Source organism: Methylocystis sp. L43 (genome assembly GCF_015709525.1).
GTDB lineage: Bacteria > Pseudomonadota > Alphaproteobacteria > Rhizobiales > Beijerinckiaceae > Methylocystis.
In genome coordinates, this window is the sequence record NZ_JADNRA010000031.1 from 95,158 (window position 1) to 118,793 (window position 23,636).

Sequence of the window (23,636 nt, forward strand, 5' to 3'; positions counted from 1 at the left end):
CTCGCCTTGCTGGGCCGCCCCGGCGTCGGCGCACTGGCGACGCTCGCGCTCTTCGCCGCCGTCGGCGCGGCAGGATTCGTCGAGAACGGCGGCTACGCCGCGCTCGTCGCAAGTGAGGGCGAGCTCTACGACATCGCGGCGCGTGTCGCCGGATTTCCGATTTCCGCCGTCACCATCACCGGTCAATCGCGTTTGACCGAACGCGAACTTCTCGAGGCCGCAGGCGTCGGTCCACGAAACTCCTTGCCCTTTCTCGATGCCACGGCGGTGCGCGACCGGTTGATGCAGGTCCCCCTCGTCAAATCTGCGCGGGTGATGAAGCTCTACCCCGATCGCCTGGTCGTCGCGATCGAAGAGCGGCAGCCAAGCGCCTTGTGGCAGCGCGACGGACGCGTCGCCGTCATTTCCGAAGACGGCGTGCCGATCGATGAGTTGCGCGACCAGCGCTATCTCGGTCTGCCGTTTGTCGTCGGCGAGGGCGCGCAGAAGCGGCTGCTCGAATTTCTCATGCTGATGACGAAGGCCGGCGACCTTGCGCATCGGATCAAGGCCGGCGTGCTCGTCGCAGGACGCCGCTGGAACTTCGAGGTGACGAATGGCGTCACGGTGAAACTGCCGGAAGTTGATCCATCCGGCGCGCTGGAGACGCTCGCGCGGCTGCAGCGAGAGGCGCGGATCCTCGACAAGGACGTGATGTTTATCGATTTGCGCATTCCCGACCGCGTCAGCGTCAGGCTGACGGAAGAGGCCGCTGCGGCGCGCGAAGCGCAGCTTGCGCCGCGCAAGTCGACCAAGAGTGGTGGTTAGCTGCATGATTTCCCCTGGTGTCCCACCGCGCATGAAGCCGCTCTCGCCGCGTCGCTCGGCGACTTTCGCGGCGCTTGACGTCGGCACGTCGAAGATCGCCTGCCTGATCGCGCGGCTGACACCGCTTGGCGCGGTCGCGCCCGGCGATTGGCGCACACATCGCGTGCGTATCGTCGGCATTGGCCATCAGCGCTCTCTGGGCGTGAAGAACGGCCTCGTGGTCGACATGGACGCCGCCGACGCCGCGATCCGGCAAACCGTGGACGCCGCCGAGCGCATGGCGGGCATGCAGGTCGAGCGCGTCCTTGTCACGGCGTCGGGCGGCCGACTGTCCTCGCAGCATTTTCAGGCGAAACGCGTCATCGGCGGCCGCGAAGTCGCCGAACATGATATTCATCGGGTTCTCGAGGCTTCGGCCGCACATCATCTCAATCGCGGCCGCATCGCCGTGCATTCGCTGCCGACGGGCTTTTCGCTCGACGGCGTGTCCGGCATCCGAGAGCCTAAAGACATGATCGGCGAAGAACTCGCGGTCGATCTCCACGTCGCGACCTGCGATCAGGCCGCCGCCCGCAATCTTCTCGTCGCCGTCGAGCGCAGCCATCTCAGCGTCGAAGCCATGGCCGCCGCGCCTTATGTCGCCGGGCTCTCCACGCTCGAGCCGGACGAGGCCGAGATGGGCGTCGTGGTCATCGACATGGGCGCTGGATCAACGTCGGTCGCCGTCTTCGCCAGGGGCGAGATGATTCACCTTGACGCCGTCACGCTTGGCGGCGCCCACGTCACGATGGACATCGCGCGCGGACTCGACGCGCGGCTCTCCGACGCGGAGCGGCTGAAGACCTTTCACGGCTCCGCGATCGCATCGACCTCGGACGAGCGCGAAACCATTTCCTTCGATCACGTCGGCGAGAGCGATCACAAGGCGCATGCGCCTAAATCGCATCTCGTGCGCATCATTCGCCCGCGAATCGAGGAAACGCTGGAGTTCCTGCGCGACCGCTTGGCCAAGGCCGGTCATCCCAGCGGTCCTGGCCGTCGCATCGTGCTGACGGGCGGCGCGAGCCAGCTCACAGGCGTCGCCGAAGCGGCGCGGCGGATTCTTGGCGGCCAGGTTCGGGTCGGACGTCCGATCGGCGTCGAAGGCTTGCCGGACTCGTCGAAGAGCCCCGCCTTCGCTGCCGCGGTCGGGCTGCTCGTCTATCCGCAAGTCGCCGCGCATGAATATTTCGAGCCGCGCCGGATCGAGCGCGCGGCGACGGGAACTGACGGATACATCTCGCGCGTAGGGAGATGGTTAAGAGAAAGCTTCTAGTATCGCGTGAAAGTGATTCTTTCGACCCGGCGCTCCTTTCGACGCGCCGAGCATGATTGCCAAGGACGACGCGTTCGGCGACCGGGCGTCCAAGGGCGAAGGACAACGGGCGCCGAGTTGTGAACGCATTGGTGAGAGGCCTGGCAGATGACGATCAACCTTAAAGCTCCCGAACTCAGGGAATTGAAGCCCCGCATCATGGTTTGCGGCGTCGGTGGCGGCGGCTGCAACGCCGTCAACAATATGATCACCTCCGGTCTGTCCGGCGTCGATTTCCTTGTCGCCAATACTGACGCCCAGGCGCTCGCGTCGTCGCAGGCGGAGCGAATCATTCAAATGGGCCTGCAGGTGACGGAAGGACTGGGCGCCGGCGCTCAGCCGGAAGTCGGCCGGGCCGCCGCGGAGGAAGCGCGCGAAGAAATTCGCGAGCATCTCTCCGGCGCGCATATGTGCTTCGTCACCGCCGGCATGGGCGGCGGCACCGGCACGGGCGCTGCGCCGGTGATCGCGCAGATCGCCCGCGAAATGGGCATCCTCACCGTCGGCGTCGTCACCAAGCCGTTCCATTTCGAAGGTCAGCGTCGCCTGCGCATCGCCGAATCGGGCATCTCCGAACTGCAAAAATGCGTCGATACGCTGATCGTCATCCCGAATCAGAATCTCTTCCGCATCGCCACGGAGAAAACGACCTTCGCCGACGCCTTCGCCATGGCCGACCAGGTTCTCTATTCGGGAGTCGCGTCGGTCACGGATTTGATGGTCAAGGAAGGCCTCATCAATCTCGACTTTGCCGATGTTCGCTCGATCATGCGCGGCATGGGCAAGGCGATGATGGGCACCGGCGAAGCGACGGGCGAGAATCGCGCCAATCTCGCCGCGGAAGCCGCGATCGCCAATCCGCTGCTCGACGAAGTGTCGATGAAGGGCGCGCGCGGCCTGCTGATCTCGATCACCGGCGGCCACGATCTGACCCTCTACGAAGTCGACGAGGCCGCGAGCCGTATTCGCCAGGAGGTCGACGAGGACGCCAACATCATTCTGGGCGCGACATTCGATTCGTCGCTTGAAGGCGTGGTGCGCGTCTCCGTCGTCGCGACGGGCATCGACCTGACCGCCATCACGGCCGATGATCCCACGAGCGAATCGCGTCTCGCCGAGGCCGCCGAGCGCCTGCGCGCCCAGTTGCAGCAGGCGCGCGCCCCGCAGGCGCCGGCCGTCGAGTCCGCGCCGGTCCTGCGTCATCGCGAAGAGCCGCAGGCTGCAGCCGGCTATTATTCGGAGCAGGCGCCGGCGCATGGCGTCTACCTCGAGCCGGCGCCGCCGCGTCTCGCCTATGGCGAGCCGAGGTTCGAAGCCGAGCGCCACGAAGCGCCGGCCGGCGCCTATGTGCCCCCGGCTCCGGAGCAGCCGCGCGCGCCGCGCATGCCTCAGATCGAGGATTTTCCCCAGCCCATCCAGGAACAGCTGCGTCAGCAGATGGGCGCTGGCGATCCTCGTCGCAAATCGATTTTCGAGCGGCTCGCCTCCTTTGGAGCGAGCCGTCAGGAAGATTCGATGCATGGCGCGCCTGCGGCGCCGACCCCGCGCCCGCAAATGGCTCCCCCAGGCCAGCCCTCCGCGACGCATGCCGAATATGGCAAGCGGCCGGCGGCGCCGGCGCCGGTCGTTCCCGGCGGACATGCCGCGCTCGATCCGCACGGTCGTCGCGCCCTGCAGCCGCGCCCGTCGGAGGAGGATCATCTGGAGATCCCGGCTTTCCTGCGCCGGCAGGCCAACCACTGAAACTCTCGAAAATCGGCAAAAGGCCCGCCTCGCGCGGGCCTTTTCGTTTTGGCCGCCGGGTTTGTAACAAATTGTAAGAAAGCGTGACTGGAGCGTCGGCGCCCGGATTTGCTATCGTTCGTCCGGGCTTTAGGGGAGGGTTGCGCCATTCGTTCGGATTCACGCCGACCTGCGTTGCGCGCGCGCCGCGCTGCGCGTCCCGGAAGCTTGGCCGCGCCAGTGGTTCAGCAGACGCTCGCACGAGGCTTCACGTTAACCGGCCACGGCGTGCACGGCGGACATCCGGTCAGCATGACGCTGGCGCCGGCAGGCGCTGGCGCAGGAATCGTTTTCAGCGGCGCCGGAGCCGACATCGAAGCGCATTGGTCGCGCGTCGATGCATCTAACTTGCGCACACGGCTCGCCGGCGACGGCGCCAGCGTGTCGACGGTCGAGCATGTGATGGCCGCGCTTGCGGCGCTTCGCGTCGACAACGCGCTGGTTTTGCTCGACGGCGACGAGGTTCCAGCGATGGACGGCTCGGCCCGCGACTTCGTCTCGGCGATCGACGACGCCGGCGTCGTCGCGCTACCCGCGCCGCGCCGCGCGTTGCGCGTCGTGAAGCCGGCGCGCGTATCCGACGGGGCCGGCTGGGCGGAGCTGCGGCCGGCGAACGCCGGCCTTCATCTGGATGTGGAAATCGCCTTCCCTTGTCCAATTGGCCGTCAACGCTTGGCGCTTGATCTGACGCCGGAGACGTTCCGGCGCGAATTGGCCGGCGCCCGCAGTTTCGGATTCCTGCGCGATGCGGAGCGGCTTTGGCGTGAAGGTCTGGCGCTTGGCGCCAATCTCGACAATACGCTCGTCTTTGACGCGCGCGCCGCGATCAATCCGCAGGGGGTGCGATTCGCCGACGAATGCGTGCGTCACAAGATGCTCGACGTCGTTGGCGATCTGGCGCTGGCTGGGGCGCCGATCATCGGCGCCTTCCGCTCCTATCGCGGCGGGCATAGCCTTAATCTCGCACTACTCGAAGCTGCGGCGCGCGCGGGCGCGCTGGCGCTCGAACTCGACAGCGCGCATAACGAAGGCGTGAGTGTGACAGGCCGAAGCCTATCGCCATAATCTCGCCAGATGAAGGTTCTTCTTTCAGCCGACCGCAAAGGCGGGATTGGTGCGCCGCCGCGCGCCGTGAGGCAGGGCAGGGGGCGTCCTGCGACGCCATTTGGCTGATAGAGCTTAGAGGCGCCGGGACCGCGCGAGCGTCGCGCAGCGCCGAAATGGGGCAACACATGTCGGTTTTCGCTCGTTCATTCAAAGTGTTGGCTTTGGCGTCGGCCTTGTCGATCGGCGCGGCGCCGGCGCGCGCCGACCTCATGGACTCGATCACCAGCGGATTCGGTCTCTTCGGCAGCGGCGGGACGAAATATCAGACGGAGATCACGCCCGACATTCCGGCCGAGGATCTCTATAACGCCGGTCTGGCGCGGCTGAAGGCCAGGGACTACGAGGGCGCAGCCAAGAAATTTGGCGAATTGGAAAAGCAATATCCGTCATCGGACTGGTCCCGCAAAGGGCTGCTGATGACGACCTTCGCGCAGTACGAGCACCCCAAATATGACGACGCCGTGCAGTCGGCGATGCGTTATATCGGCCTTTATCCGAACTCCGCCGACACGCCCTATGTCTACTATCTCGCGGGCATGTCCTTCTATAGTCAGGTGCCGGACGTCATGCGCGATCAGCAGTCGGCTGAGAAGGCGCTGGAGGTTTTCACGCAGCTCATACAGAAATTTCCGAAGTCGGAATATGTGAACGACGCCAGATACAAAATCCAGGTGACGCGAGACCAACTCGCCGCCAAGGAGATGAACGTCGGACGCTTCTATCTGCTTCGCAAGAATTACCCCGCCGCGATCAACCGTTTCCACGACGTTCTCGGCAAATATCAGATGACGCGCCATACCGAAGAGGCGCTCTATCGTCTCACCGAAGCCTATCTCGCGATGGGCGTCACCAACGAAGCGCAGACCGCCGCCGCCATCCTGGGGCATAATTTCCCGGATTCGCAGTGGTATAAGGACGCCCACGCTCTGCTGAAGACCGACGGTCTTGAGCCACACGAATACACGGATTCGTGGCTCTCCAAGATCGGCAAGACGCTGCACGCGATCTAGCCGTCTTCCGAAAACCGCGCCTGGATAAATGCGCCGGCATGCGCGAGCGCGCGCCGGCCGTCTTCAAGCCTTGCATTCCATAAGTGCCACGCATGGATCATGCGCGGCCAAATCTCCAGTGTGACCGAGACGTCGGCGGCGCCGGCCGCCGCGGCGAGTCGCGTCGAATCGGCAAGCAGCGTTTCGTTTGAGCCCACCTGAATCATGAGGGGCGGCAAACCGCTCAGATCGCCAAACAGCGGCGAGACTCGGGGGTCACGGCGATCGACTCCCGCCGGGACATAGGCGTGCGCAAGCTCCTCTAGGTAGGCCTTATGCAGCAGCGGATCGACGCCGTCCTTGGTCGTTAGCGTTTCGCCGGAGAGGGTGAGATCGGTCCAAGGCGAAACGAGCCAGGCGCAGGCCGGCAATGCTTCGCCGAGATCGCGCAGCCGCATCAGCAAGGCAAGCGTCAGGCCGCCGCCGGCGCTGTCGCCGCCGACCGCGATCTGCCCTGCGGAAAACCCCTGTTCCCGAAGAAATCGCCAAGCTGTGAGCGCATCGTCATATGCGGCCGGAAACGGATGCTCGGGCGCCAGTCTGAATTCGACGGCCAGCGCCCGGGCGCCCGCGGCGCGTCCGGCCTCCGTGGCCATGCGGCGGTGGCTGACGATCGAGCCGGAGCAGTAGCCGCCGCCATGGAAGAACAGCAGCGCGCGCGACGGGTCGCTCGTTGGCGCGCAAGACCATTCGGCGGCGATGCCGTCGATCGACGCCGCCTCCAACGAGATATCCGCCGCGCTCGGCCAAGCGGCGCCGACTTCCTCGATGCGGGCGCGCCGCGCCGGCCAGCCGACGGGTCGCGGTTTTGCGCTCAGCAGCGCGCGAATGTCGTCGATGCCGAGATCGGCCATAAAATCTCCGTTTGGAAAAGGGCGCTGGCGACTATAATCGAGGGCTGTCCGCGCGTCGCCGGCGCGCGGCTTCCGGCGCATGTGCGCGCCCAGGGCATTTGAGCAAAGCCTCATGCTGGTCCGTCTTTCCATTCGCGACATCGTGCTGATCGACGCGCTCGACCTGGAATTCGCGCCGGGCCTGACGACGCTTACGGGAGAGACCGGGGCGGGAAAGTCGATCTTGCTCGACGCCTTCGTGCTGGCGCTCGGCGGGCGCGGCGACGCCTCGCTCGTGCGCGCCGGCTGCGAACAGGGCCAGGTGACGGCGGCGTTCGATACGCCGGCGAATCATCCCGCGCATCTTGCGGCGCGCGAATTCGGCCTCGCGAGCGAGGACGAGCTGGTGTTGCGCCGCGTGCAGGCGGCGGACGGCCGCACCCGCGCCTTTGTGAATGACCAGCCGGCGACGGCGCAGGCGCTGCGCGCGATCGGTCGCGAGCTTGTCGAGATCCACTGTCAGCACGACGAACGCGCGCTCGTGGATCCGAATGCGCATCGCGCGCTTGTCGACGCGCATGGCGGCCTCGTCGCGCAAGCGAATGACGTGCGCGCGCGCTATGGCGCGTGGCAGGCGGCGCGCCGCGCGTTGGCGGAAGAAGACGCGCGCATCGCCAAGGCGCGCGCCGACGCCGACTACCTGCGCCATGCGCACGCCGAGCTTTCGGATCTGGCGCCGCAGGAGGGCGAGGAAGAGACGCTCGCCGAACGTCGGCTCTTCATGCAGCGCGCCGAAAAGGTCGCTTCGGATATCTCCGACGCGCTCTCGGCTTTCTCCAATGATGCGTCTCCGGCGCAGGAAATCGCTCAGGCGGCGCGGCGGCTGGAGAGGCGTCTGACGCAGGCGCCGCAACTGCTGGACGCGCCTGCGCGCGCGTTGACGCAGGCTGTCGATGCCTTGGGTCTCGCCGAGGAAGCGCTTGAACGAGCGCTCACTGAGACGAAATTCGATCCGGCGGAATTGGAGCGCGTCGAAGAGCGGCTGTTCGCGCTGCGCGGCGCCGCGCGCAAGCATCAGGTCGCCGTCGCCGACCTTGCGAAGCTTGAAGAAAAATTCGCCAATGACATCGCCGCGCTCGACGCCTCCGAAGCGCGGCTGGTCGCGCTGGGGCGCGCGGTTGCAGACGCCAAGCAGTCCTATGACGAGATGGCCTTGGCCCTGTCCGCGGCGCGCCGCGCAGCGGCGAAGAAACTCGATGCGCTGGTTGACGCCGAGTTGAAGCCGCTGCGGTTAGAGGGCGCGCATTTTTCGACGCAGGTGACGAGCGATCCGGAGTCCGCCGGACCGGAAGGAATCGATCGCGTCGAATTCTGGGTGCAAACCAATCCGGGATCGCGCCCCGGTCCGCTGACCAAGGTCGCGTCGGGCGGCGAACTCGCGCGCTTCATGCTGGCGCTGAAGGTCGTGCTCGCCGATCGCGGCTCGGCGCCGACGCTCGTCTTCGACGAGATCGACACAGGCGTCGGCGGCGCCGTAGCCGACGCCATCGGCCAGAGGCTGGCGCGTCTCGCCGCGCGCGCACAGGTGCTGGCCGTCACCCATGCGCCGCAGGTCGCCGCGCGCGCCGGCCAGCATCTGCGCATCAGCAAGGGCGCGCCGGCGAAGACCGGCAAGGACAAGCGGGTCGCGACCAGCGTCGCCGTGCTTGCCGAGGGCGAGCGGCGCGAGGAGATCGCCCGCATGCTGTCCGGCGCCGCGATCACAGAAGAGGCGCGCGCCGCCGCGGCGCGGCTGCTGGAAGGGGCAGGGTAGGAGCCTTTCGTTGCCTCCCGCCCGCTGCTGGCCTAAGAGAGTGCGCCATGCAGAATGCGCCTTTGCTCAAGCCCGCCGCGGACACGCTTGCCGAATTGCGCGACGAGATCGACCGGATCGATCGCGACATGCATCGGCTGTTGATGGAACGCGGCGAGATCATCGACCGGCTGATCGCCGTGAAGCGCGCGCAGGGCGTCGGCTGCGCCTTTCGACCCGATCGCGAGGCGCAGATGATGCGCGCGCTGGTTGAGCGTCACCAGGGGCTCCTGCCGCTCGACGCCGTCGAAGGCGTATGGCGCGTCATCGTCTCGACCTTCACCTATGTTCAGGCGAATTATTCGGTGCATGCCGACGATAGCGGCGGCGACGCGCAGATGCGCGATTCGGCGCGCTTCCACTTCGGGTTCACCGTTCCCTATGTCGCGCATCACGGCGCCGGCGCGGTGATCGAAGCGGTCGCCGCGTCGACCGGCGATCTGGGGATCTTGCGCGCGACGGGCGGACTGTCGGATGGCGCCTGGTGGATGCGCCTCGTTGGCGAAGGCGCCCCCAAGATCATCGCGCGCCTGCCTTTCGTCGAGCGGCCCAATCATCCCGCGGGTCTGCCGATGTTCGTCGTCGCGCGGCTTCCGGCCGACGCAATGGCGCAGGGCGTGACGCTTTACGCCGTCGGCCTCGCGCGCTGGACGCACGCGCTGCCCGGGGCCTTCCAGACGCTGAACGGCGAAATCCTCGCGAGCGCGCCCCATCCGGAAGGGCTCGCGCTGCTTGTCGCGGCGGCCGGCGACGCTGACGCCCAGTCCTTCGCCAAAGCGATGGCGGAGGCGGGGGTGGAGGGCGCGCGCGTCGACGTGATCGGCAGCCATGCGATGCGCTTCCAGCTTAACGACGCACGCAGCGGCGTCTTCGCGCCTTAGGCCTCGCCTAGATAGGCAAAAGGATCCAGCAACTGTGCGCCGGTGACGGCGACGTCGCGTATATTGCGCGTTACAAGAACGAGTCCGCGCGCCAAAGCCGTCGCCGCCATCAGGCCGTCGACGAGGGGCAGGGGATTGGGAATGTTCAGCCGCGCCCAGCGATCGGCGACGGCTTCGTCGACTGGGAGGACGCGGTCTTCCAATTTATCGCGCATGCGTGCGAACCACGCATCGAGCCTGTCCGCCTGAGCCGGGTCTTTCAATCGCTTCAACTCGACGCCGCGGCGAATCTCGGCGAGCACGAGGACGCTCGTTCCGAGATCGCATGGATCGACGGACTGCGCCCAGGCGGCGACGTTGGGATGCGCGCGCGTTCCTTTCCGCAATTCCGAGATGACATTCGTATCGAGGAGAAATTTCACAGATCAATCTCGCGCCAGCCTTTTTCACGTCGGTCAGGAAAGACCCCTTCGAATGCGTCTTCCGGCAGGTCGGAAGCGAAAATATCGAGAACGGATTCGGTCTTTGGCGTCGCTAGCGCGGCCATGATCGCGCGTCGAAGCTTCTGCGCGTGATCTTCGTCATCGCCGCGCAGAACTTCCAGCACCCGCTGGACAAGCGCGAGATCGTCCGGCGGTCGTGGCGAAGGAGCCGTCGGCGGCGGTTCGGGGTCGGGCGGCCCTGCGTCGACGCGCTCAAATGTCAGGCGCTCGCTCTCCATATCGACGTCGCGCGTCCGGTAACCGGCGCTCAGCCACGCCTTCGTCATCACATTATTCGAGCCGTTGTTCGACCACCAAGCGCGGTGCTGGCACGCCGAAGATGGGAGCGGAAATCCGAGAATTTTCTCAAGATCACGGAACCTGAGTCTGACCTCGCGATAAGGCTGTTCGCGCAGATAAGCAGTCAGAGGCGCGTATTTGGACATGTCCGTTCTTCTCCCCTCCGGAGGAGTTAGTGTGTATATAAAACTACACAGTAGCTGTCAAGAGGGTTGTCGAAAGGCTTTGCGCTCAGTGCGCCAAGGCTTATGAGAGAACGCCTCTCGTTGCGCCGCCGAAAAAAGACAAGATGACGAAGCCCACCCCCCGTTCAACCGTTCTCGCGATCGACGCTTACGTGCCCGGCAGGAGCGCCGCGCCGGGCGCTGCGCGCGTGTTCAAATTGTCGGCCAACGAAACGCCGCTCGGGCCATCTCCGCGCGCGGTGGAGGCCCTGCGCAACATGGCCGGCGAGATTGCGCTGTATCCGGAAGGCTCGTCGCGCGCCCTGCGCGAGGCGATCGGCGCGTGTTACGCGCTCGACCCAGACCGGATCATCGCCGGCGCCGGCTCGGACAATCTTCTGGAGCTGCTTGCGCTCGCCTACATCGGGCCAGGCGACGAGGGCGTCTACAGCCAGCATGGGTTTCTTGAATACAAGATCGTCACGCTTGCCGCGGGGGGAACGCCGGTCGTCGCTCCCGAAACGAACTACACAGCAGACGTTGACGCGCTGCTTGGCTGTGTGAGCGAGAGAACAAAGATCGTTTTTCTCGCCAATCCGAACAATCCGACAGGAACGTTTTTGCCCGCGGATGAAGTCTCGCGGCTGGCGCGTTCGCTGCCCGCGCATGTGCTGCTCGTGCTCGACTCCGCCTATGCCGAATATGTCCTGCGCGAGGATTACGAAGCGGGCGTCGCGTTGGTCGATGCGCATGAAAATGTCGTGATGACTCGCACCTTCTCGAAAATTTACGGCCTCGCGGCCCTGCGCGTCGGCTGGGCCTATGGACCCGCACATGTGATCGACGCGCTGAACCGAATCCGCTCGCCCTTCAATGTCTCGAGCGCGGGTTCAGCAGCGGCGATCGCGGCGCTGTCGGATCGCGCCCATCTCGACGCGGCGATCGCGCATAATGACCGCTGGCTGCCGTGGCTCTCGCGAGAAATTTCCGCGCTTGGCCTCGACGTTCTGCCGAGCGTCGCCAATTTCGTCGCCATACGTTTCCCTGACGCGCCGGGATTGACGGCCCTCGACGCCGACCGCTTCCTCATGTCGCGCGGGTTGGTGCTGCGCGCCATCGGCGCCTATGGCATGGGGGACTTCCTGCGGCTCACGGTCGGCGCGCAGGAGGCGAATGAGCGCGTCGTCGAAGCGCTTGCCGAATTCATGCAGAGCGCCCGCGTGCGGCAAGACGCGCAAGCAGGCGTTCATGGCTGATCCTGCGTGTGAACGCTTGGCGCTGATCGGCGTCGGGCTCATCGGCTCGTCGATCGCGCGCGCGGCGCGCCAATTCGGCGCGGCGCGGCATATCGCCGTGATGGATGCATCGCAAGAGGTCGTCGGCCGCGCCAGCGAACTCGGTCTCGCCGACGTTGCGACACAGGATTATGCGCAGGCGGTTGGTGGAGCCGATCTCGTCATCGTGTGCACGCCTGTCGGCGCTTGCGGCGACGTCGCGCAAAGCCTCGCGCCGCATCTGCAAAAGGGCGCCGTTCTTTCCGACGTCGGCTCGGTGAAAGGGGCGGTCGTCGCGCAGATGACGCCGCATCTTACCGAACCAGCGCGCTTCATTCCCGCCCATCCGATCGCCGGCACCGAGTTCTCCGGGCCGGACGCAGGCTTCGCGACGCTGTTTCAGAACCGCTGGTGCATTCTCACGCCGCCAGAGAACGCCGACGCCGCAGCCGTGGAGAAGCTCAGAACATTCTGGATGCGTCTGGGCGCCAATGTCGAGACGATGAGCGTCGCGCATCACGACGCCGTGCTCGCGCTCACCAGCCATCTGCCGCATCTCATCGCGTATAATATCGTTGGCACGGCGGATGATTTTGGCGACGAGACGCGTTCCGAGGTCATCAAATTCTCGGCGTCGGGCTTTCGCGATTTCACGCGCATCGCCGCGTCGGATCCCATCATGTGGCGCGATATTTTCCTCGCCAATAAGGACGCGGTCCTGCAGATGCTCGGACGTTTCAACGAGGATCTCAGCGTGCTGCAGCGGATGATCCGGCGGGGCGACGGGGAGGGGCTGCTGGAATTCTTCTCGCGCACCCGCGAAATCCGCCGCTCGATTATCGAGCAGGGTCAGGACACGGCTGCGCCGGATTTTGGTCGGCGAGCGGAAGGGCGGTGAAGCCCGTCTCTCCACGGCCCCATCGACGCGGGGATCACATATGACCGAAGTGAATTTCGACGTGCTGCGCGCCGCTTTCGAAAACGCCGTTCCCGGCTATGACGCGCTGCGGCGCAAACTCATTCCGCATTTCGACGCCTTCTACGGGACCGCGCTCGACCTTCTCGAAGAGGCCGTCGCCGCGGACGAATTCCAATGCGTCGACCTTGGCGTCGGCACCGGGCTTTTGTCGGAAATGATTCTCAACCGGTTTCCCGGCGCGCAGGTCGAAGGCGTCGATCTCGCGCCGAAGATGCTCGATGCGGCGCGCGAACGGCTTGCGATTTACGGCGCGCGCCTCCGCCTGTCGCTCGCGGACTATGCAACTGCGCCACTCCCGGGGCCGGTCGACGCCGTCGTCTCGGCGCTCTCCATTCACCATCTCGATCACGAGGCGAAGCGCCGCCTCTTCCGGCGGATTCATGATGCGCTGCGACCCGGCGGCGTTTTCATCAACGCCGATCAGTCGCTCGGCGCGACCGGTGAAATCGAGGACGCCTATCAGCGCCGCTGGGAAGCGGATGTCCAAGGCTCCGGAATCGCCGCCGATGATTTCGCGGCGGCGAGAAAGCGCACGGAACTCGATCGCAGCGCGACCTTCGCCGATCAGATCGCCTGGCTTGAAGACGCGGGATTCCGCTATGCCGACGTCGGCTGGAAGCGCCACCGCTTCACGGTGTTTTACGCGCGGCGCTAGCGTCGTTTTTCGGCGCTTGGCCGATGCGCAAGGCGTCGCCGGCGTTGCTCGAGATGAATTGCTGCAGCTTGCCGGAAATAGCCGCCAACACCCAGGGCAGCTGAACGTCGATGCGTAGCAAATCCTTCAGCACCGTGATCTGCGCCGTCGCCGTCTGACCGAGCGCCGTCACGCGAACCGTCCCCACGTCGCCGGCCCAGGTGACTTCGGAATGCGCGACCTTGTCCACATATTCGCGCTGCATTTTCGCGAGCTGTTCGGAGACGCGGGCTTTCGCCGCTTCGACGCCGAGATCATGAGGCACTGTGACGGTGATGGCGTTCGACATTGGCTTCCTCCACTCGCCCCAATGTAGGCGCCCTCTGGAGGATTAGAAGAATGGCGCGGCTAAAGGCGATGATGAGGACGACGATCGCGCGCGAGCGTTTACGCTTTACAGTCGAGGTTGCGCTCGCTCTGGCGTTGAGCGGTGTCGCAACTTCCGTCGGGGCGCTCGACGCGCCGTCGCCGCCACGACGTCCGGAATTTCAGACCGTCCCCATACCGGAGGCAAAGCCTGCCGTCGGCGCCAAGCCGCAGCAAGTGGAGCCCCAGTCCGCCGAGGATTGCATGGCGAATCTGCGCGCAGCTGGCGTCGCTTTCGCACCCGCCGAAGCGCCTGCCGGCGCGCTTGACGGTTGCGCGATCGAGACGCCCGTGCGTCTCGCGTCGGTCACGGTCGGCATACGGCGCGTTGCGCTCAACGCAAAGCCGCTGCTGGGTTGCGCCTTCGCCCTGCAATTTTCCGATTACGTGAAAAACCTGCTCGCGCCGCTCGGCGCCGGGACGATGGGCGCGTCGCTCGTCGCGATTGACACAGGTCCAGGCTACGAATGCCGCGGCCGCAATCATGATAACGGGGCCAAGCTGAGCGCGCACGCCAAAGGGCTCGCTCTTGATGTCGGCGCATTTGTTTTCTCGGACGGTCGAAAGATCGCCGTCGACGCTCAGCCGGATGCTCAATCGACCGCTTACGTCAGAGGGCTACGAACGGCGGCGTGCGGCTGGTTCACCACGATCCTGGGCCCTGGATCAGATCCCTATCACGCAAGCCATCTTCATTTCGACATCGAGCGCCATGGATCGAATGGCGGCTATCGAATCTGCCAATAGCCGAAAAAAATAGAATTCCCTGCGCTGAAACGTTAAGGTGCCGTTCATCTTTCATGGTGAACGCGCCGCGCTGGCGTGGCACGCCGCAGCGATGCAGCGATGCAGCGTTGTCGCTTCGGATGGACAACATAGGGAGGCTTGGAATCGTGATTGATGACTATGGCGAGATCAACACAGCCAAGGCGAATTTCGACGAAATCTATGTAATGGATGACCCAAGGTCGTACTATTCTGTCCTGGGTGGTTTGGATTACATGATTCCGGACGTCGCTGAGGCCGTCGTCCGGCAGGTGCTTGCGGCAAAGGCTTCCGGCGGAAAGAAGCCAGTCGTACTCGATGTCGGTTGCTCTTACGGGATCAATGCCGCCGTGCACCGTTTTCCGCTCAGTTTCGATACGCTGAGGCGTCGATATGCACGGCGCGAACTGGTGGAACTGTCCTCCGATGATTTGTTGCGGCTCGACGCCAATTATTTCGCGGCGTGGCCGGATCGCGGCCTGGCGAGCTTTATCGGCCTCGACGTCTCGGAGCCTGCGATCCTTTATGCCAAGAGCGTTGGTCTGATCGCGGACGGCGTCATCGCCGATCTCGAGGAGAATGAGTTGACGTCGGACGCTGCGCGCGTCGTCTCACGCGCGGACGTCATCCTCTCGACGGGCTGCATCGGCTACCTGGGCGAGGCGACTTTTCGCAAGTTGCTGGCGCAGATGAATCGTCGGCCATGGGTGATCTCCTTCGTGCTGCGCATGTTTCCCTTCGATGGCGTTGCGCAGGCGCTCAGCGAGTTTGGTTACGTCACGGAGCACTTGGACGGCGCCACCTTCATCCAGCGGCGCTTCCGCAACGGCGATGAATTCGAGCACACGTTGCAAACTCTCGCGGCCCTCGGAAAAGACACGCATGGCCTCGAGGCGGAGGGCCTCTATCACGCCGACCTCTATATTTCCCGTCCCGCCGAGGAAGCGGCGCAACTGCCGCTCTGCGAATTCGTCACGATCGCGAGCGGCCGTTATCGGTCGTTCGGACCGCGCTATGTCCATGTCGAGACCGAAGAAGGCAAGCTCGTCACGCTCGAGCCTTGAGCGCGCGATCGGATGGCGCGCTCGGCGAAGTGAGCGTGGTCAGACGAGACCGGTCTCACCCGTCGCGGTTCACCTCGCCGATGCGAGTAGGCCGAGGCGCGTCAGCTCATGCTCGCGAATGTTGCGGGTGATCGGATAATAGCCGCCTTTCTTTGCCTGCATCTGGCCATCTCTCGAAAGCATATATGTGACGAACTCGCCGCTCAGCGCGTCGATCGGCTTCTTGGGATCCTTCAGCAGGTAGACGTAGAGGCCTCGCGCCAGCGGATATTTGCGCGAATACGTATTGTCGAAGGAGGCGTCGTAGCAGGCCTTGCCGGCGGCCACGGGAACGGCGCGCACTGCGTTTGTCTTATAGCCGATGCCTGAATAGCCGATTGCAGACTTGTCGGCGCCGACGGCGCTCACGACGGCTTCCGAACCGATCTGCATCTTGATGTCGTCCTTGAAATCGGCGCCGTTCAAGACATGCTGTTTGAAAAACTTGTATGTGCCGGATAGCGTGTTGCGGCTATACATGGCGATTGGCTTCGCCGCCCACTCGCCGGTCAAACCAAGTTCGCCCCAGGTGCGGATGCTTTTTCCGCCGCCGCTTTTCGGATCGGCCGCAAAAACCCGTTCCATCTGCTCCATGCTGATGCACTGGAGCGGATTGTCCTTATGGACATAAACCGCGAGGGCGTCGATCGCGACCAGAACCGCCGTTGGCTTGTAGCCGAATTTCGCTTGGAAGGCGGCGATCTCGTCCGGCGTCATTTGACGCGACATCGGACCGAGCTGCGCTTCTCCCGAGAGGAGCGCCGGCGGCGCCGTGTTCGAGCCCTTGCCGACAAGTTCGATCGACACATTCGGGTAGATCGACTGAAACCCTTCGGCCCAGAGCTCCATTTCGTGATGCATCGTGTCCGAGCCGACGGACCTCAATTTTCCCGACAGTCCGCTGACGACCTTGTAGGGGGAGAGCTCCAAATCGAGCGCAACAGCGCCGGCGCTTAAAACCACGAAAGCCGCGACGGCGGCGGAGAGGGCTCGCAGTTTCATGGCTTTTCTCCGTGCATCAATCATTGCGGCCGAAACCACCTCGCCGCGGCAAGCGCGCGATCGACGTGGAACGGCTGGGGGATCGCCCTCTAGGCGGATGTTCAGTGAGTCGTTCTTGCTTTCGCCGCAATTTGGCTTGGCGAAATGACAGGCGCATGACGCCTGTGCGACGGCGCGACGCCGACGCGTGCAGCTAAATGAATGCGCGCAAAAAAACCGGAAGGCGAGGCGTCGCCTTCCGGTTTGACATGAGGCTGGCCGCTAGCGCGAAGGCGCGGCCGGTCTTTTCGTCAGTAGCTGTAATACATGTCGAATTCGACCGGATGCGGCGTCATCTCGAAGCGCATCACGTCCTGCATCTTAAGGTCGATGTAGGAGTGGATGAAGTCCTCGTTGAAGACGCCGCCGGCGGTCAGATAGGCGTGGTCGGCTTTGAGATTCTCGAGCGCCTCGCGCAAGCTGCCGCACACCGTCGGGATCGCCTTCAACTCTTCGGGCGGCAGATCGTAGAGATCCTTGTCGGCGGGTCCGCCCGGATCGATCTTGTTGGCGATGCCGTCGAGGCCCGCCATCAGCATGGCGGCGAAGGCCAGATAGGGATTCGCCGTCGGATCAGGGAAACGAACTTCGACGCGCTTCGCCTTCGGGTTGGAGCTGAAGGGAATGCGGCACGACGCCGAGCGATTGCGCGACGAATAGGCGAGCAGCACCGGCGCCTCGTAGCCCGGAACCAGACGCTTATACGAGTTTGTCGACGGGTTGGTGAAGGCGTTCAGCGACTTCGCATGCTTGATGATGCCGCCAATGTACCACAGGCACTCCTGAGAGAGGCCGGCGTATTTGTCGCCCGCGAAGACCGGCTTGCCGTCTTTCCAGATCGACTGATGGACATGCATGCCCGAGCCGTTGTCGCCAAACACCGGCTTCGGCATGAAGGTCGCCGACTTGCCGTAGGAATGCGCCACCTGATGGATCGCATATTTGTAGATCTGCAGGTGGTCGGCGACCGTGACGAGCGTCTCGAACTTCAGACCGAGTTCGTGCTGGGCGGAGGCGACTTCGTGATGGTGCTTCTCGACCTTGACGCCCATGGCCGCCATGGCGGCGAGCATCTCGCCGCGCATGTCCTGTCCGGCGTCCACCGGCGGCACCGGGAAATAGCCGCCCTTGGTGCGCACGCGGTGGCCGAGATTGCCGCCTTCGTAGGCCGTGCCGCTATTGGAGGGCAGCTCGGTCGAATCCAGCGTGAAGCCCGTATCGTAGGGCTCGGCTGAAAAGCGCACGTCGTCAAAGACGAAGAATTCGGCCTCGGGACCAAAAAAGGCCGTGTCGCCGACGCCGGTCGATTTCAGATGCTCCATCGCCTTCTTGGCCATGCCGCGCGGGTCGCGGTTGTAGGGCTGGCCTGTCGCGGGCTCCACGACGTCGCAGACGACGGAGAGCGTCGACGCCGCGAAGAAGGGATCCACCGAGATGGAATCCAGATCGGGAAGGAGCGTCATGTCCGATTCATTGATCGCTTTCCATCCGGCGATCGACGAGCCGTCGAACATGATGCCTTCGGTCAAAGCTTCTTCATCGACAATCGAAACGTCGAACGTCACATGCTGCCACTTGCCGCGCGGGTCGGTAAAACGGAAATCGACGTATTTAACGTCGTTATCCTTGATCTGCTTAAGAACGTCCTTGGCCGTTGTCATGTGGTTCGATGCCTCTCTTTGCTGATCTTGCTGTTTAGCTGTTTTCGAATTGGGCGCGGCGGAGCGTCTGAAGATGTTGGCGAGAAAGCTCATGGGGCGGGGGCTCAGTGCTAGATGGCGTCCGCGCCGGTCTCGCCGGTGCGAATACGGATCGCGCCTTCGACGTTAGAAACAAAAATCTTGCCATCGCCGATTCGGCCGGTTTGCGCCGCCGTGCGTATCGCCTCGACGGCGCGCTCCACGGCGTCGTCCGCCAGAACGATCTCGATTTTAACTTTTGGAAGGAAATCAACGACATATTCGGCGCCGCGATAGAGCTCCGTGTGCCCTTTTTGACGGCCAAAACCCTTCGCCTCGGTGACCGTGATCCCCTGGAGGCCCGCCGCCTGCAGCGCTTCCTTCACTTCATCGAGCTTGAATGGCTTAATGATCGCCTCGACCTTTTTCATCAAATCCCCCGCGCGCTTAGCTTAAGCCCCGGCCCGCTAGCGACTTTGGCTCTGCTGGAGAGCCGCCGAGCTTCTAACATTGCCGCCCTGGTCGCGCCATGGCCAAAGTTCCGGCGCCAAACTTAGACTTGGCGCCTATGAGATATACCGTTTGCATTATTTTTAGGCGATAGGCCTAGTTACTAGGCGTCACGGCGAGGGTCGGTGATCGCGGGCAGGTCTTCCCGAGCGCCCCACTCCGACCAGGAGCCGTCATACACGGCGGTCGGGGGCCGGCCCGCCGCGGCGAGCGCGAGGCTGACGATGCAGGCCGTGAGCCCGGAGCCGCAGGTGGCGATGACCGGCGCGTCGGGATTGACGCCAGCGGCGGCAAAGACTGCTTCGAGCACGGGCTTTTCCTTCATTTTTCCGCCTTCGAGGACATTGCCAAACGGGAGATTCAGCGCACCAGGCATATGGCCGGCGCGCAGGCCCGGGCGCGGCTCAGGCGCCCATCCGTGGAATCGCTCTGCGCCGCGCGCGTCGACCACTTGCGGCCCGCCGAGATCAAGCGCGCGCCGCACGGTGTCAGCGTCCGCCACCAGGCTCGCGTCGAAACGCGGCGTAAACTCCGCCGCTGCCTTCTTTTGGCGCGCTTCGCCCTGCTCGAGCGGACGGCCTTCGGCCTTCCACGCCGGAAGGCCGCCGGCAAGGATCGACGCCTTTTCGACGCCGAAAACGGTTAGCATCCACCAGAGACGCGGCCCGGAAAAAATGCCAACGCTGTCGTAGACGACCGCCTGCATGCCGTCGCCGAATCCGCGCCGGCGCATCTCCGCCGCGAAGACTTCGGGCTTCGGCAACATGTGCGGCAGGTCGGTGGACGGATCGGCGACGGCGTCTATATCAAAGAACTGCGCGCCGGGAATATGCCCCGCAAGGAACTCGGCGTGCGCGTCGCGGCCGGTCGCCGGCATGTGCCACGACGCGTCGAAGACAACGAGATCCGGCGCGTCGAGACGTTCGGCGAGCCACCCGGCGGACACGAAAAGAGAGGCGGGGTCGATCATACGCGTCATAGCTCGGCTCGCTGATCCTGACACTGCTTGCATCCGGCGGTCCGGCGTTCACAATACGCCGATTCGATTCTCACGCCATCAGGCGCTTGACCGACATGCTCGACATTCCAGGCAAGGCCTGCGGCTCCTGCTACTTCTGCTGCAAGGTTCTTGAAATCGAAGAGTTCAAGAAGCCCGCAGGCAAGCTCTGCGAGCACTGCGCGCTGACGGGCGGCTGCGGCGTTTATGACACGCGTCCGGACGTGTGCCGCGACTACTACTGCCGATGGAAAGATGAGCGCAGCTTTTCGTCCCAACTGCGGCCCGACAAGGTCGGCACGCTGCTGATGGACGATCCCGACAGCGACGAATACCACGCCGTCTGCGACCCGGAAAAGCCGTTTTCCTGGCGCAATCCTCTCGTATTCAAGCATCTCGTCGCCGAGGCCAAGGCGGGTCGGCTCGTCGTCGCCAAGGCGGGGTTGCGGGCATGGCGCATTTTCGAAGACGGACGGTGGCAAGAATGGGCCTGAGCCTCACAGCCGCGGGCGCCATGAATTCGAACGAGCGTTCCAGCGCGGTCGAAGAACGCCCAGCGATAAGCGACGCGCCCAGGCCATGACAGCGGCCGGCCGGATTTCTTGCCTTATGACGCGCGGCGGCGGCGCCCTCGTAGCGATCTCGGTAGCGCTCTGTACGCCCGCCGCCGCGGAGATGCTCAAGGCGCATTACGCTCTGAGCCTCATGGGGCTCTCCATTGGCAGCGCATCCGCTTCAGGCATCGTCGACGCGCAGAATTACCGCGTCGAGATCTCGATGCGAACGACAGGACTCGCCAATCTCATCAACAACGCCAAGGGCGCCGCCAGCGCGAGCGGCGGCCTGACCGCCGGCGGGCCGTCGCCGGCGAATTACGCCAACACGACCTCGAACAGCGACGAGACGCGCACGGTGCGGATGTCGCTCGTCGGCAATGCGGTGCGCACCGTGGACGTGAGGCCCGCGCCCTGGGACGCCGAAGCTCGCGTCCCGGTGACGGAAAGCGCCAAGCGCCACATCGTCGATCCCGTCAGCGCGCTGATCATGCGCGTGCCGCCTGGAGAGGAACTCACGGGTCCCTCGGCGTGCAACCGAACCATTTCTGTTTTCGACGGCGTCACGCGTTTCGACGTAGAGCTCGCCTATGCCGGCGCCCACACCGCGCAAACGCGGGGTTACTCCGGTCCCGTCACGGTATGTTCGGCGCGCTATACGCCGATCGCCGGGCATCGCCCCGACAGTTCCGCGACGCGCTATATGGCGAATAACAACGACATCAGCGTCTGGCTCGCGCCGCTTCCCGACGCGCGTGTGGTGGTGCCGATTCACATTGCGATCGGCACCGCCGCCGGCAAGCTCGTCATCGACGCGTCGGAGTTCCAGATCGAACAGCGGCGCGCCGATTTCAGGCGCTGACCGGCTGATTTCACTCGACGCGAACTTCCTTCGTCTTTTTCCGGTTCATGCGATCGGATTCATATTCGAGATATCTGACTTCCAGAGGGTCGGCGTCCTTATTCGGGCGCAGACAAAATGACGGGCGCGGCGAAAAGCTTCCGTCCTGCGCTTCGAAGCAATCGGAGAAGCGCACCTCGCACTGAAACATCGTTTCGCTTTTTGGCGCCGCCCGCGCCACTACTGCGCGCGCTTTCTCGATCGCCTGCTTGCAGACGTCAGGGGCGAAGCCCCATGCCTCGCAGTCGCTTTGCGTCGCCATATACTTGCCGTCGGCGGTGCAGACGGGCGTGCGTCGGAACGCGTAGTAGGTTGAAAATCCAGCGGCCGCGACAGCGACGGCGATGATGAAAAACTTGAACATCGGACTTCACGCTCGCGAGATGGACTGTTGCCGCGCTCCCTTAGATAGTCGTCGGCGCGCGGCGGCGGCAAGCGCAAACTGAGCCCTTATATGAGCTTTGATGCGGCGATGCAGCGCAGCGGCGGCCCTGCCGATCGCTTGACAGCGCTTTGCGTCTGCAATACTCCGAAACCACCGCATTTCGGAACCGCGGCCGAGAGCTGCGAGCATTATGGCTCTCCGGGCGCGGCTAGGGCCGAATAGCGATGCAGACGCGTTCCCGCCTAGGTGAGGTCGATGTTGAACCAAGACCGAGGTGGGCCGGCGTCAGCCAAGCTTTCCACTTGACCAATTCGACGAAGAAAGCAACGCCGCAATCGCGGATTGCAGCCTGAATCTCGGCTTGTGGCGAAACGGCAGTGTGTGTGACAGAAGGAGGAAACTATGGGCGCTATTCTTGAACTGACGAGCTATGCAGCGACCCCGGTCGGCATGATCGCGATCATCGTCATCGGCGCGGCCGCGTATTTCGCCGCCCGCTGGGTGTTCAACGACTAAAACAAGCTTCACGAAGCTTTCAAAGCGCGGCGCGCTGGCCTTGGCCAGCGCGCCGTTTTTGTTTGTCCGTTCGCTTGCGGGCCGGCCGCGCAAAGAGGCTTGCATCCGTGGGAGCCTGCGTTATTGTGACGTACGCCCCACCTCTAACGGGCAGGGTGCGCCGACCCGCCGGGCCCCCAGGAGATGGGGGTCTGAGGGCAACTGCGGGCGATCTTGACCAATATGCTGCGCTTTGCGCGGCTGCGGAGGCTGAATGGCTCCTACCTCTTCGATTAGGGCCGCGAATGACCAGAGGGACGGCGCGCGCGCCGCTCGGCCGAATGGCGCCGACGGCGCCCGCACGACAATAGAGGCGGATCGCATCGACGTCGCCATCGCCGATAAGAGCCCGCTGATCCTCGCAGGGCTGGACAAGCTGTTGTCCGACGACCGGCGATTCACGCTTGTGGCGAAGCTGACGGACGGTGAAGAGTTTCTCGAAGCGGCGCGCCAGCAGAAATTCACCATCGCCGTGATCGGCTGGCAATTGCCGACGCTGCACGCCCGCGACGTCTTGCGCGCCCTGTCGCGTCAAGTCGCGGCGCCCAAAATCGTCGTCTACAGCGGCACCAATGATCCCGCCGCGCCGGCCGAGACTCTGCAGCTCGGCGGCGCGGGCTTCGTTTCGAAGCGGGCACCGCCGGAGCGGCTCCTCGACGTGCTTGCGGCGGTGGCGGCGGGCGACATGGTGTTTCCCTTCGTCGACATCCGCAAGATGCGCAGCGACCCGCTGGAGAATCTAACTCTGCGGGAGCGCAGCCTGCTCTCGGCGCTCGGCTCCGGGCACACCAACAGCCAGCTCGCCAAGGATTTCGGCGTCTCGATCAACACGATCAAATTTCATCTGCGCAATCTTTTCGAAAAGCTCGACGTGCGCAATCGGGCGCAGGCGATCGCGCTGTTTTTGGAGATGAAGCACGGCGCATATCCAGGCGGCGCCGGCGGGCGCAGCATGGAGCCAGCGGGCTCGTCGCGCGGACGCCGGCATCGCTCGGACTGAGCGCGGCAGCGCGGCTTTGCGGCAAAAACTTGATCCAGCCGTTCCATCGTCGCGCTGATCAGGGCGCAGTCGAGGCCGCCTCCCGACGGCGCAACATCCCCAGCAGAGCCTGTCCCGTGCGAGCGAGGCGGTCGACGCCGATCTGCCCGATCTCCCGCAGACGATGCGCTGTCGCGAATGGATGGGTGGTCGAGGCGGCGATTTTGCCATCACCCCTGCGCC

The 23,636-nt window shown here is 64.3% G+C and carries 24 protein-coding genes; 15 read left to right on the top strand and 9 right to left on the bottom strand.

Going from position 1 to position 23,636, the window contains the following annotated elements; all coding sequences use genetic code 11:
* The first annotated feature begins 6 nt into the window (after nt 1-6).
* From IYX23_RS11960 to IYX23_RS11980, 5 genes are all read left to right on the top strand, one after another.
* Nucleotides 7-807, top strand: a complete 801-nt coding sequence (locus tag IYX23_RS11960) for an FtsQ-type POTRA domain-containing protein (protein WP_246716719.1) — start codon at nt 7-9, stop codon at nt 805-807.
* A 4-nt stretch (nt 808-811) separates the two neighbouring features.
* Nucleotides 812-2,122, top strand: coding sequence for a cell division protein FtsA (gene ftsA, locus IYX23_RS11965; protein WP_196392967.1), 1,311 nt, complete (start codon nt 812-814; stop codon nt 2,120-2,122).
* 147 nt (nt 2,123-2,269) lie between these two features.
* Nucleotides 2,270-3,904, top strand: a complete 1,635-nt coding sequence (gene ftsZ / locus IYX23_RS11970) for a cell division protein FtsZ (protein ID WP_196392968.1) — start codon at nt 2,270-2,272, stop codon at nt 3,902-3,904.
* Nucleotides 3,905-4,123: 219 nt separating this feature from the next.
* On the top strand, nt 4,124-5,008 hold the full coding sequence (gene lpxC / locus IYX23_RS11975) for a UDP-3-O-acyl-N-acetylglucosamine deacetylase (RefSeq protein WP_348643653.1): 885 nt from the start codon (nt 4,124-4,126) through the stop codon (nt 5,006-5,008).
* Nucleotides 5,009-5,175: 167 nt separating this feature from the next.
* Nucleotides 5,176-6,060, top strand: a complete 885-nt coding sequence (locus tag IYX23_RS11980; protein WP_196392970.1) for an outer membrane protein assembly factor BamD — start codon at nt 5,176-5,178, stop codon at nt 6,058-6,060.
* Here IYX23_RS11980 and IYX23_RS11985 read toward each other — a convergent pair.
* Nucleotides 6,057-6,953, bottom strand: a complete 897-nt coding sequence (locus tag IYX23_RS11985) for an alpha/beta hydrolase (protein WP_196392971.1) — start codon at nt 6,951-6,953, stop codon at nt 6,057-6,059. The genes IYX23_RS11980 and IYX23_RS11985 overlap by 4 nt on opposite strands.
* A gap of 112 nt (nt 6,954-7,065) precedes the next feature.
* Between IYX23_RS11985 and recN the strand changes: the two genes are divergently transcribed.
* Both recN and IYX23_RS11995 read left to right on the top strand, forming a co-directional pair.
* Nucleotides 7,066-8,745 carry a DNA repair protein RecN gene (gene recN, locus IYX23_RS11990; protein WP_196392972.1) on the top strand — a complete coding sequence of 560 codons (1,680 nt, stop codon included), beginning with the start codon at nt 7,066-7,068 and terminating at the stop codon, nt 8,743-8,745.
* A gap of 47 nt (nt 8,746-8,792) precedes the next feature.
* Nucleotides 8,793-9,665, top strand: a complete 873-nt coding sequence (locus IYX23_RS11995; protein WP_196392973.1) for a chorismate mutase — start codon at nt 8,793-8,795, stop codon at nt 9,663-9,665.
* Here IYX23_RS11995 and IYX23_RS12000 read toward each other — a convergent pair.
* Nucleotides 9,662-10,087 (bottom strand): type II toxin-antitoxin system VapC family toxin, encoded by a 426-nt coding sequence (locus IYX23_RS12000; protein ID WP_196392974.1) that lies wholly within the window; start codon nt 10,085-10,087, stop codon nt 9,662-9,664. The two genes, IYX23_RS11995 and IYX23_RS12000, sit on opposite strands and share 4 nt — an antisense overlap.
* The gene (locus IYX23_RS12005) at nt 10,084-10,593 is read right to left on the bottom strand and encodes a hypothetical protein (protein WP_196392975.1); all 510 of its coding nucleotides are present in this window, start codon (nt 10,591-10,593) and stop codon (nt 10,084-10,086) included. The genes IYX23_RS12000 and IYX23_RS12005 overlap by 4 nt, the downstream gene beginning before the upstream one ends.
* A 143-nt stretch (nt 10,594-10,736) precedes the next feature.
* Between IYX23_RS12005 and IYX23_RS12010 the strand changes: the two genes are divergently transcribed.
* Genes IYX23_RS12010 through IYX23_RS12020 form a run of 3 tightly spaced genes read left to right on the top strand, consistent with a single transcriptional unit; the run spans nt 10,737 to nt 13,519 of the window.
* The gene (locus IYX23_RS12010; protein ID WP_196392976.1) at nt 10,737-11,867 is read left to right on the top strand and encodes a histidinol-phosphate transaminase; all 1,131 of its coding nucleotides are present in this window, start codon (nt 10,737-10,739) and stop codon (nt 11,865-11,867) included.
* Nucleotides 11,860-12,783 carry a prephenate/arogenate dehydrogenase family protein gene (locus IYX23_RS12015; protein ID WP_196392977.1) on the top strand — a complete coding sequence of 308 codons (924 nt, stop codon included), beginning with the start codon at nt 11,860-11,862 and terminating at the stop codon, nt 12,781-12,783. The genes IYX23_RS12010 and IYX23_RS12015 overlap by 8 nt, the downstream gene beginning before the upstream one ends.
* 40 nt (nt 12,784-12,823) lie before the next feature.
* Nucleotides 12,824-13,519 (top strand): class I SAM-dependent methyltransferase, encoded by a 696-nt coding sequence (locus IYX23_RS12020; protein WP_196392978.1) that lies wholly within the window; start codon nt 12,824-12,826, stop codon nt 13,517-13,519.
* Here the strand turns inward: IYX23_RS12020 and IYX23_RS12025 are convergent.
* Nucleotides 13,494-13,847 carry a polyhydroxyalkanoic acid system family protein gene (locus tag IYX23_RS12025; protein ID WP_154453446.1) on the bottom strand — a complete coding sequence of 118 codons (354 nt, stop codon included), beginning with the start codon at nt 13,845-13,847 and terminating at the stop codon, nt 13,494-13,496. The genes IYX23_RS12020 and IYX23_RS12025 overlap by 26 nt on opposite strands.
* A 50-nt stretch (nt 13,848-13,897) precedes the next feature.
* Between IYX23_RS12025 and IYX23_RS12030 the strand changes: the two genes are divergently transcribed.
* Together IYX23_RS12030 and IYX23_RS12035 are read left to right on the top strand one after the other, a co-directional pair.
* Nucleotides 13,898-14,671 carry an extensin family protein gene (locus IYX23_RS12030; RefSeq protein WP_196392979.1) on the top strand — a complete coding sequence of 258 codons (774 nt, stop codon included), beginning with the start codon at nt 13,898-13,900 and terminating at the stop codon, nt 14,669-14,671.
* 119 nt (nt 14,672-14,790) lie between these two features.
* Complete coding sequence (locus tag IYX23_RS12035; RefSeq protein ID WP_196393060.1) at nt 14,791-15,753, top strand: class I SAM-dependent methyltransferase; 963 nt, start codon at nt 14,791-14,793, stop codon at nt 15,751-15,753.
* A 69-nt stretch (nt 15,754-15,822) separates the two neighbouring features.
* Here the strand turns inward: IYX23_RS12035 and IYX23_RS12040 are convergent, their stop codons facing one another.
* The 4 genes from IYX23_RS12040 to sseA form a co-directional block, all read right to left on the bottom strand.
* Nucleotides 15,823-16,794: a phosphate ABC transporter substrate-binding protein gene (locus tag IYX23_RS12040; protein WP_196392980.1), complete on the bottom strand. Its 972-nt coding sequence runs from the start codon at nt 16,792-16,794 to the stop codon at nt 15,823-15,825.
* A 290-nt stretch (nt 16,795-17,084) separates the two neighbouring features.
* The gene (glnA, locus tag IYX23_RS12045) at nt 17,085-18,494 is read right to left on the bottom strand and encodes a type I glutamate--ammonia ligase (protein WP_196392981.1); all 1,410 of its coding nucleotides are present in this window, start codon (nt 18,492-18,494) and stop codon (nt 17,085-17,087) included.
* Nucleotides 18,495-18,604: 110 nt separating this feature from the next.
* Nucleotides 18,605-18,943, bottom strand: coding sequence for a P-II family nitrogen regulator (locus IYX23_RS12050; RefSeq protein WP_014890136.1), 339 nt, complete (start codon nt 18,941-18,943; stop codon nt 18,605-18,607).
* 182 nt (nt 18,944-19,125) lie between these two features.
* Nucleotides 19,126-20,001, bottom strand: a complete 876-nt coding sequence (gene sseA / locus IYX23_RS12055; RefSeq protein ID WP_196392982.1) for a 3-mercaptopyruvate sulfurtransferase — start codon at nt 19,999-20,001, stop codon at nt 19,126-19,128.
* Between the two features lie 95 nt (nt 20,002-20,096).
* Between sseA and IYX23_RS12060 the strand changes: the two genes are divergently transcribed.
* Together IYX23_RS12060 and IYX23_RS12065 are read left to right on the top strand one after the other, a co-directional pair.
* A complete protein-coding gene (locus IYX23_RS12060; protein WP_196392983.1) occupies nt 20,097-20,513 on the top strand; it encodes a hypothetical protein in 417 nt (138 codons plus the stop codon).
* Nucleotides 20,514-20,628: 115 nt separating this feature from the next.
* Nucleotides 20,629-21,435 carry a DUF3108 domain-containing protein gene (locus IYX23_RS12065; RefSeq protein WP_246716723.1) on the top strand — a complete coding sequence of 269 codons (807 nt, stop codon included), beginning with the start codon at nt 20,629-20,631 and terminating at the stop codon, nt 21,433-21,435.
* A 10-nt stretch (nt 21,436-21,445) separates the two neighbouring features.
* Here IYX23_RS12065 and IYX23_RS12070 read toward each other — a convergent pair whose 3' ends face one another.
* Entirely contained in the window at nt 21,446-21,838 is a 393-nt protein-coding gene (locus IYX23_RS12070) for a hypothetical protein (RefSeq protein WP_196392985.1), read from the bottom strand.
* A 790-nt stretch (nt 21,839-22,628) separates the two neighbouring features.
* On the opposite strand from IYX23_RS12070, the gene IYX23_RS12075 reads away from it, so the two are divergent.
* Nucleotides 22,629-23,414, top strand: a complete 786-nt coding sequence (locus IYX23_RS12075; RefSeq protein ID WP_196392986.1) for a response regulator transcription factor — start codon at nt 22,629-22,631, stop codon at nt 23,412-23,414.
* Nucleotides 23,415-23,636: the final 222 nt, after the last annotated feature.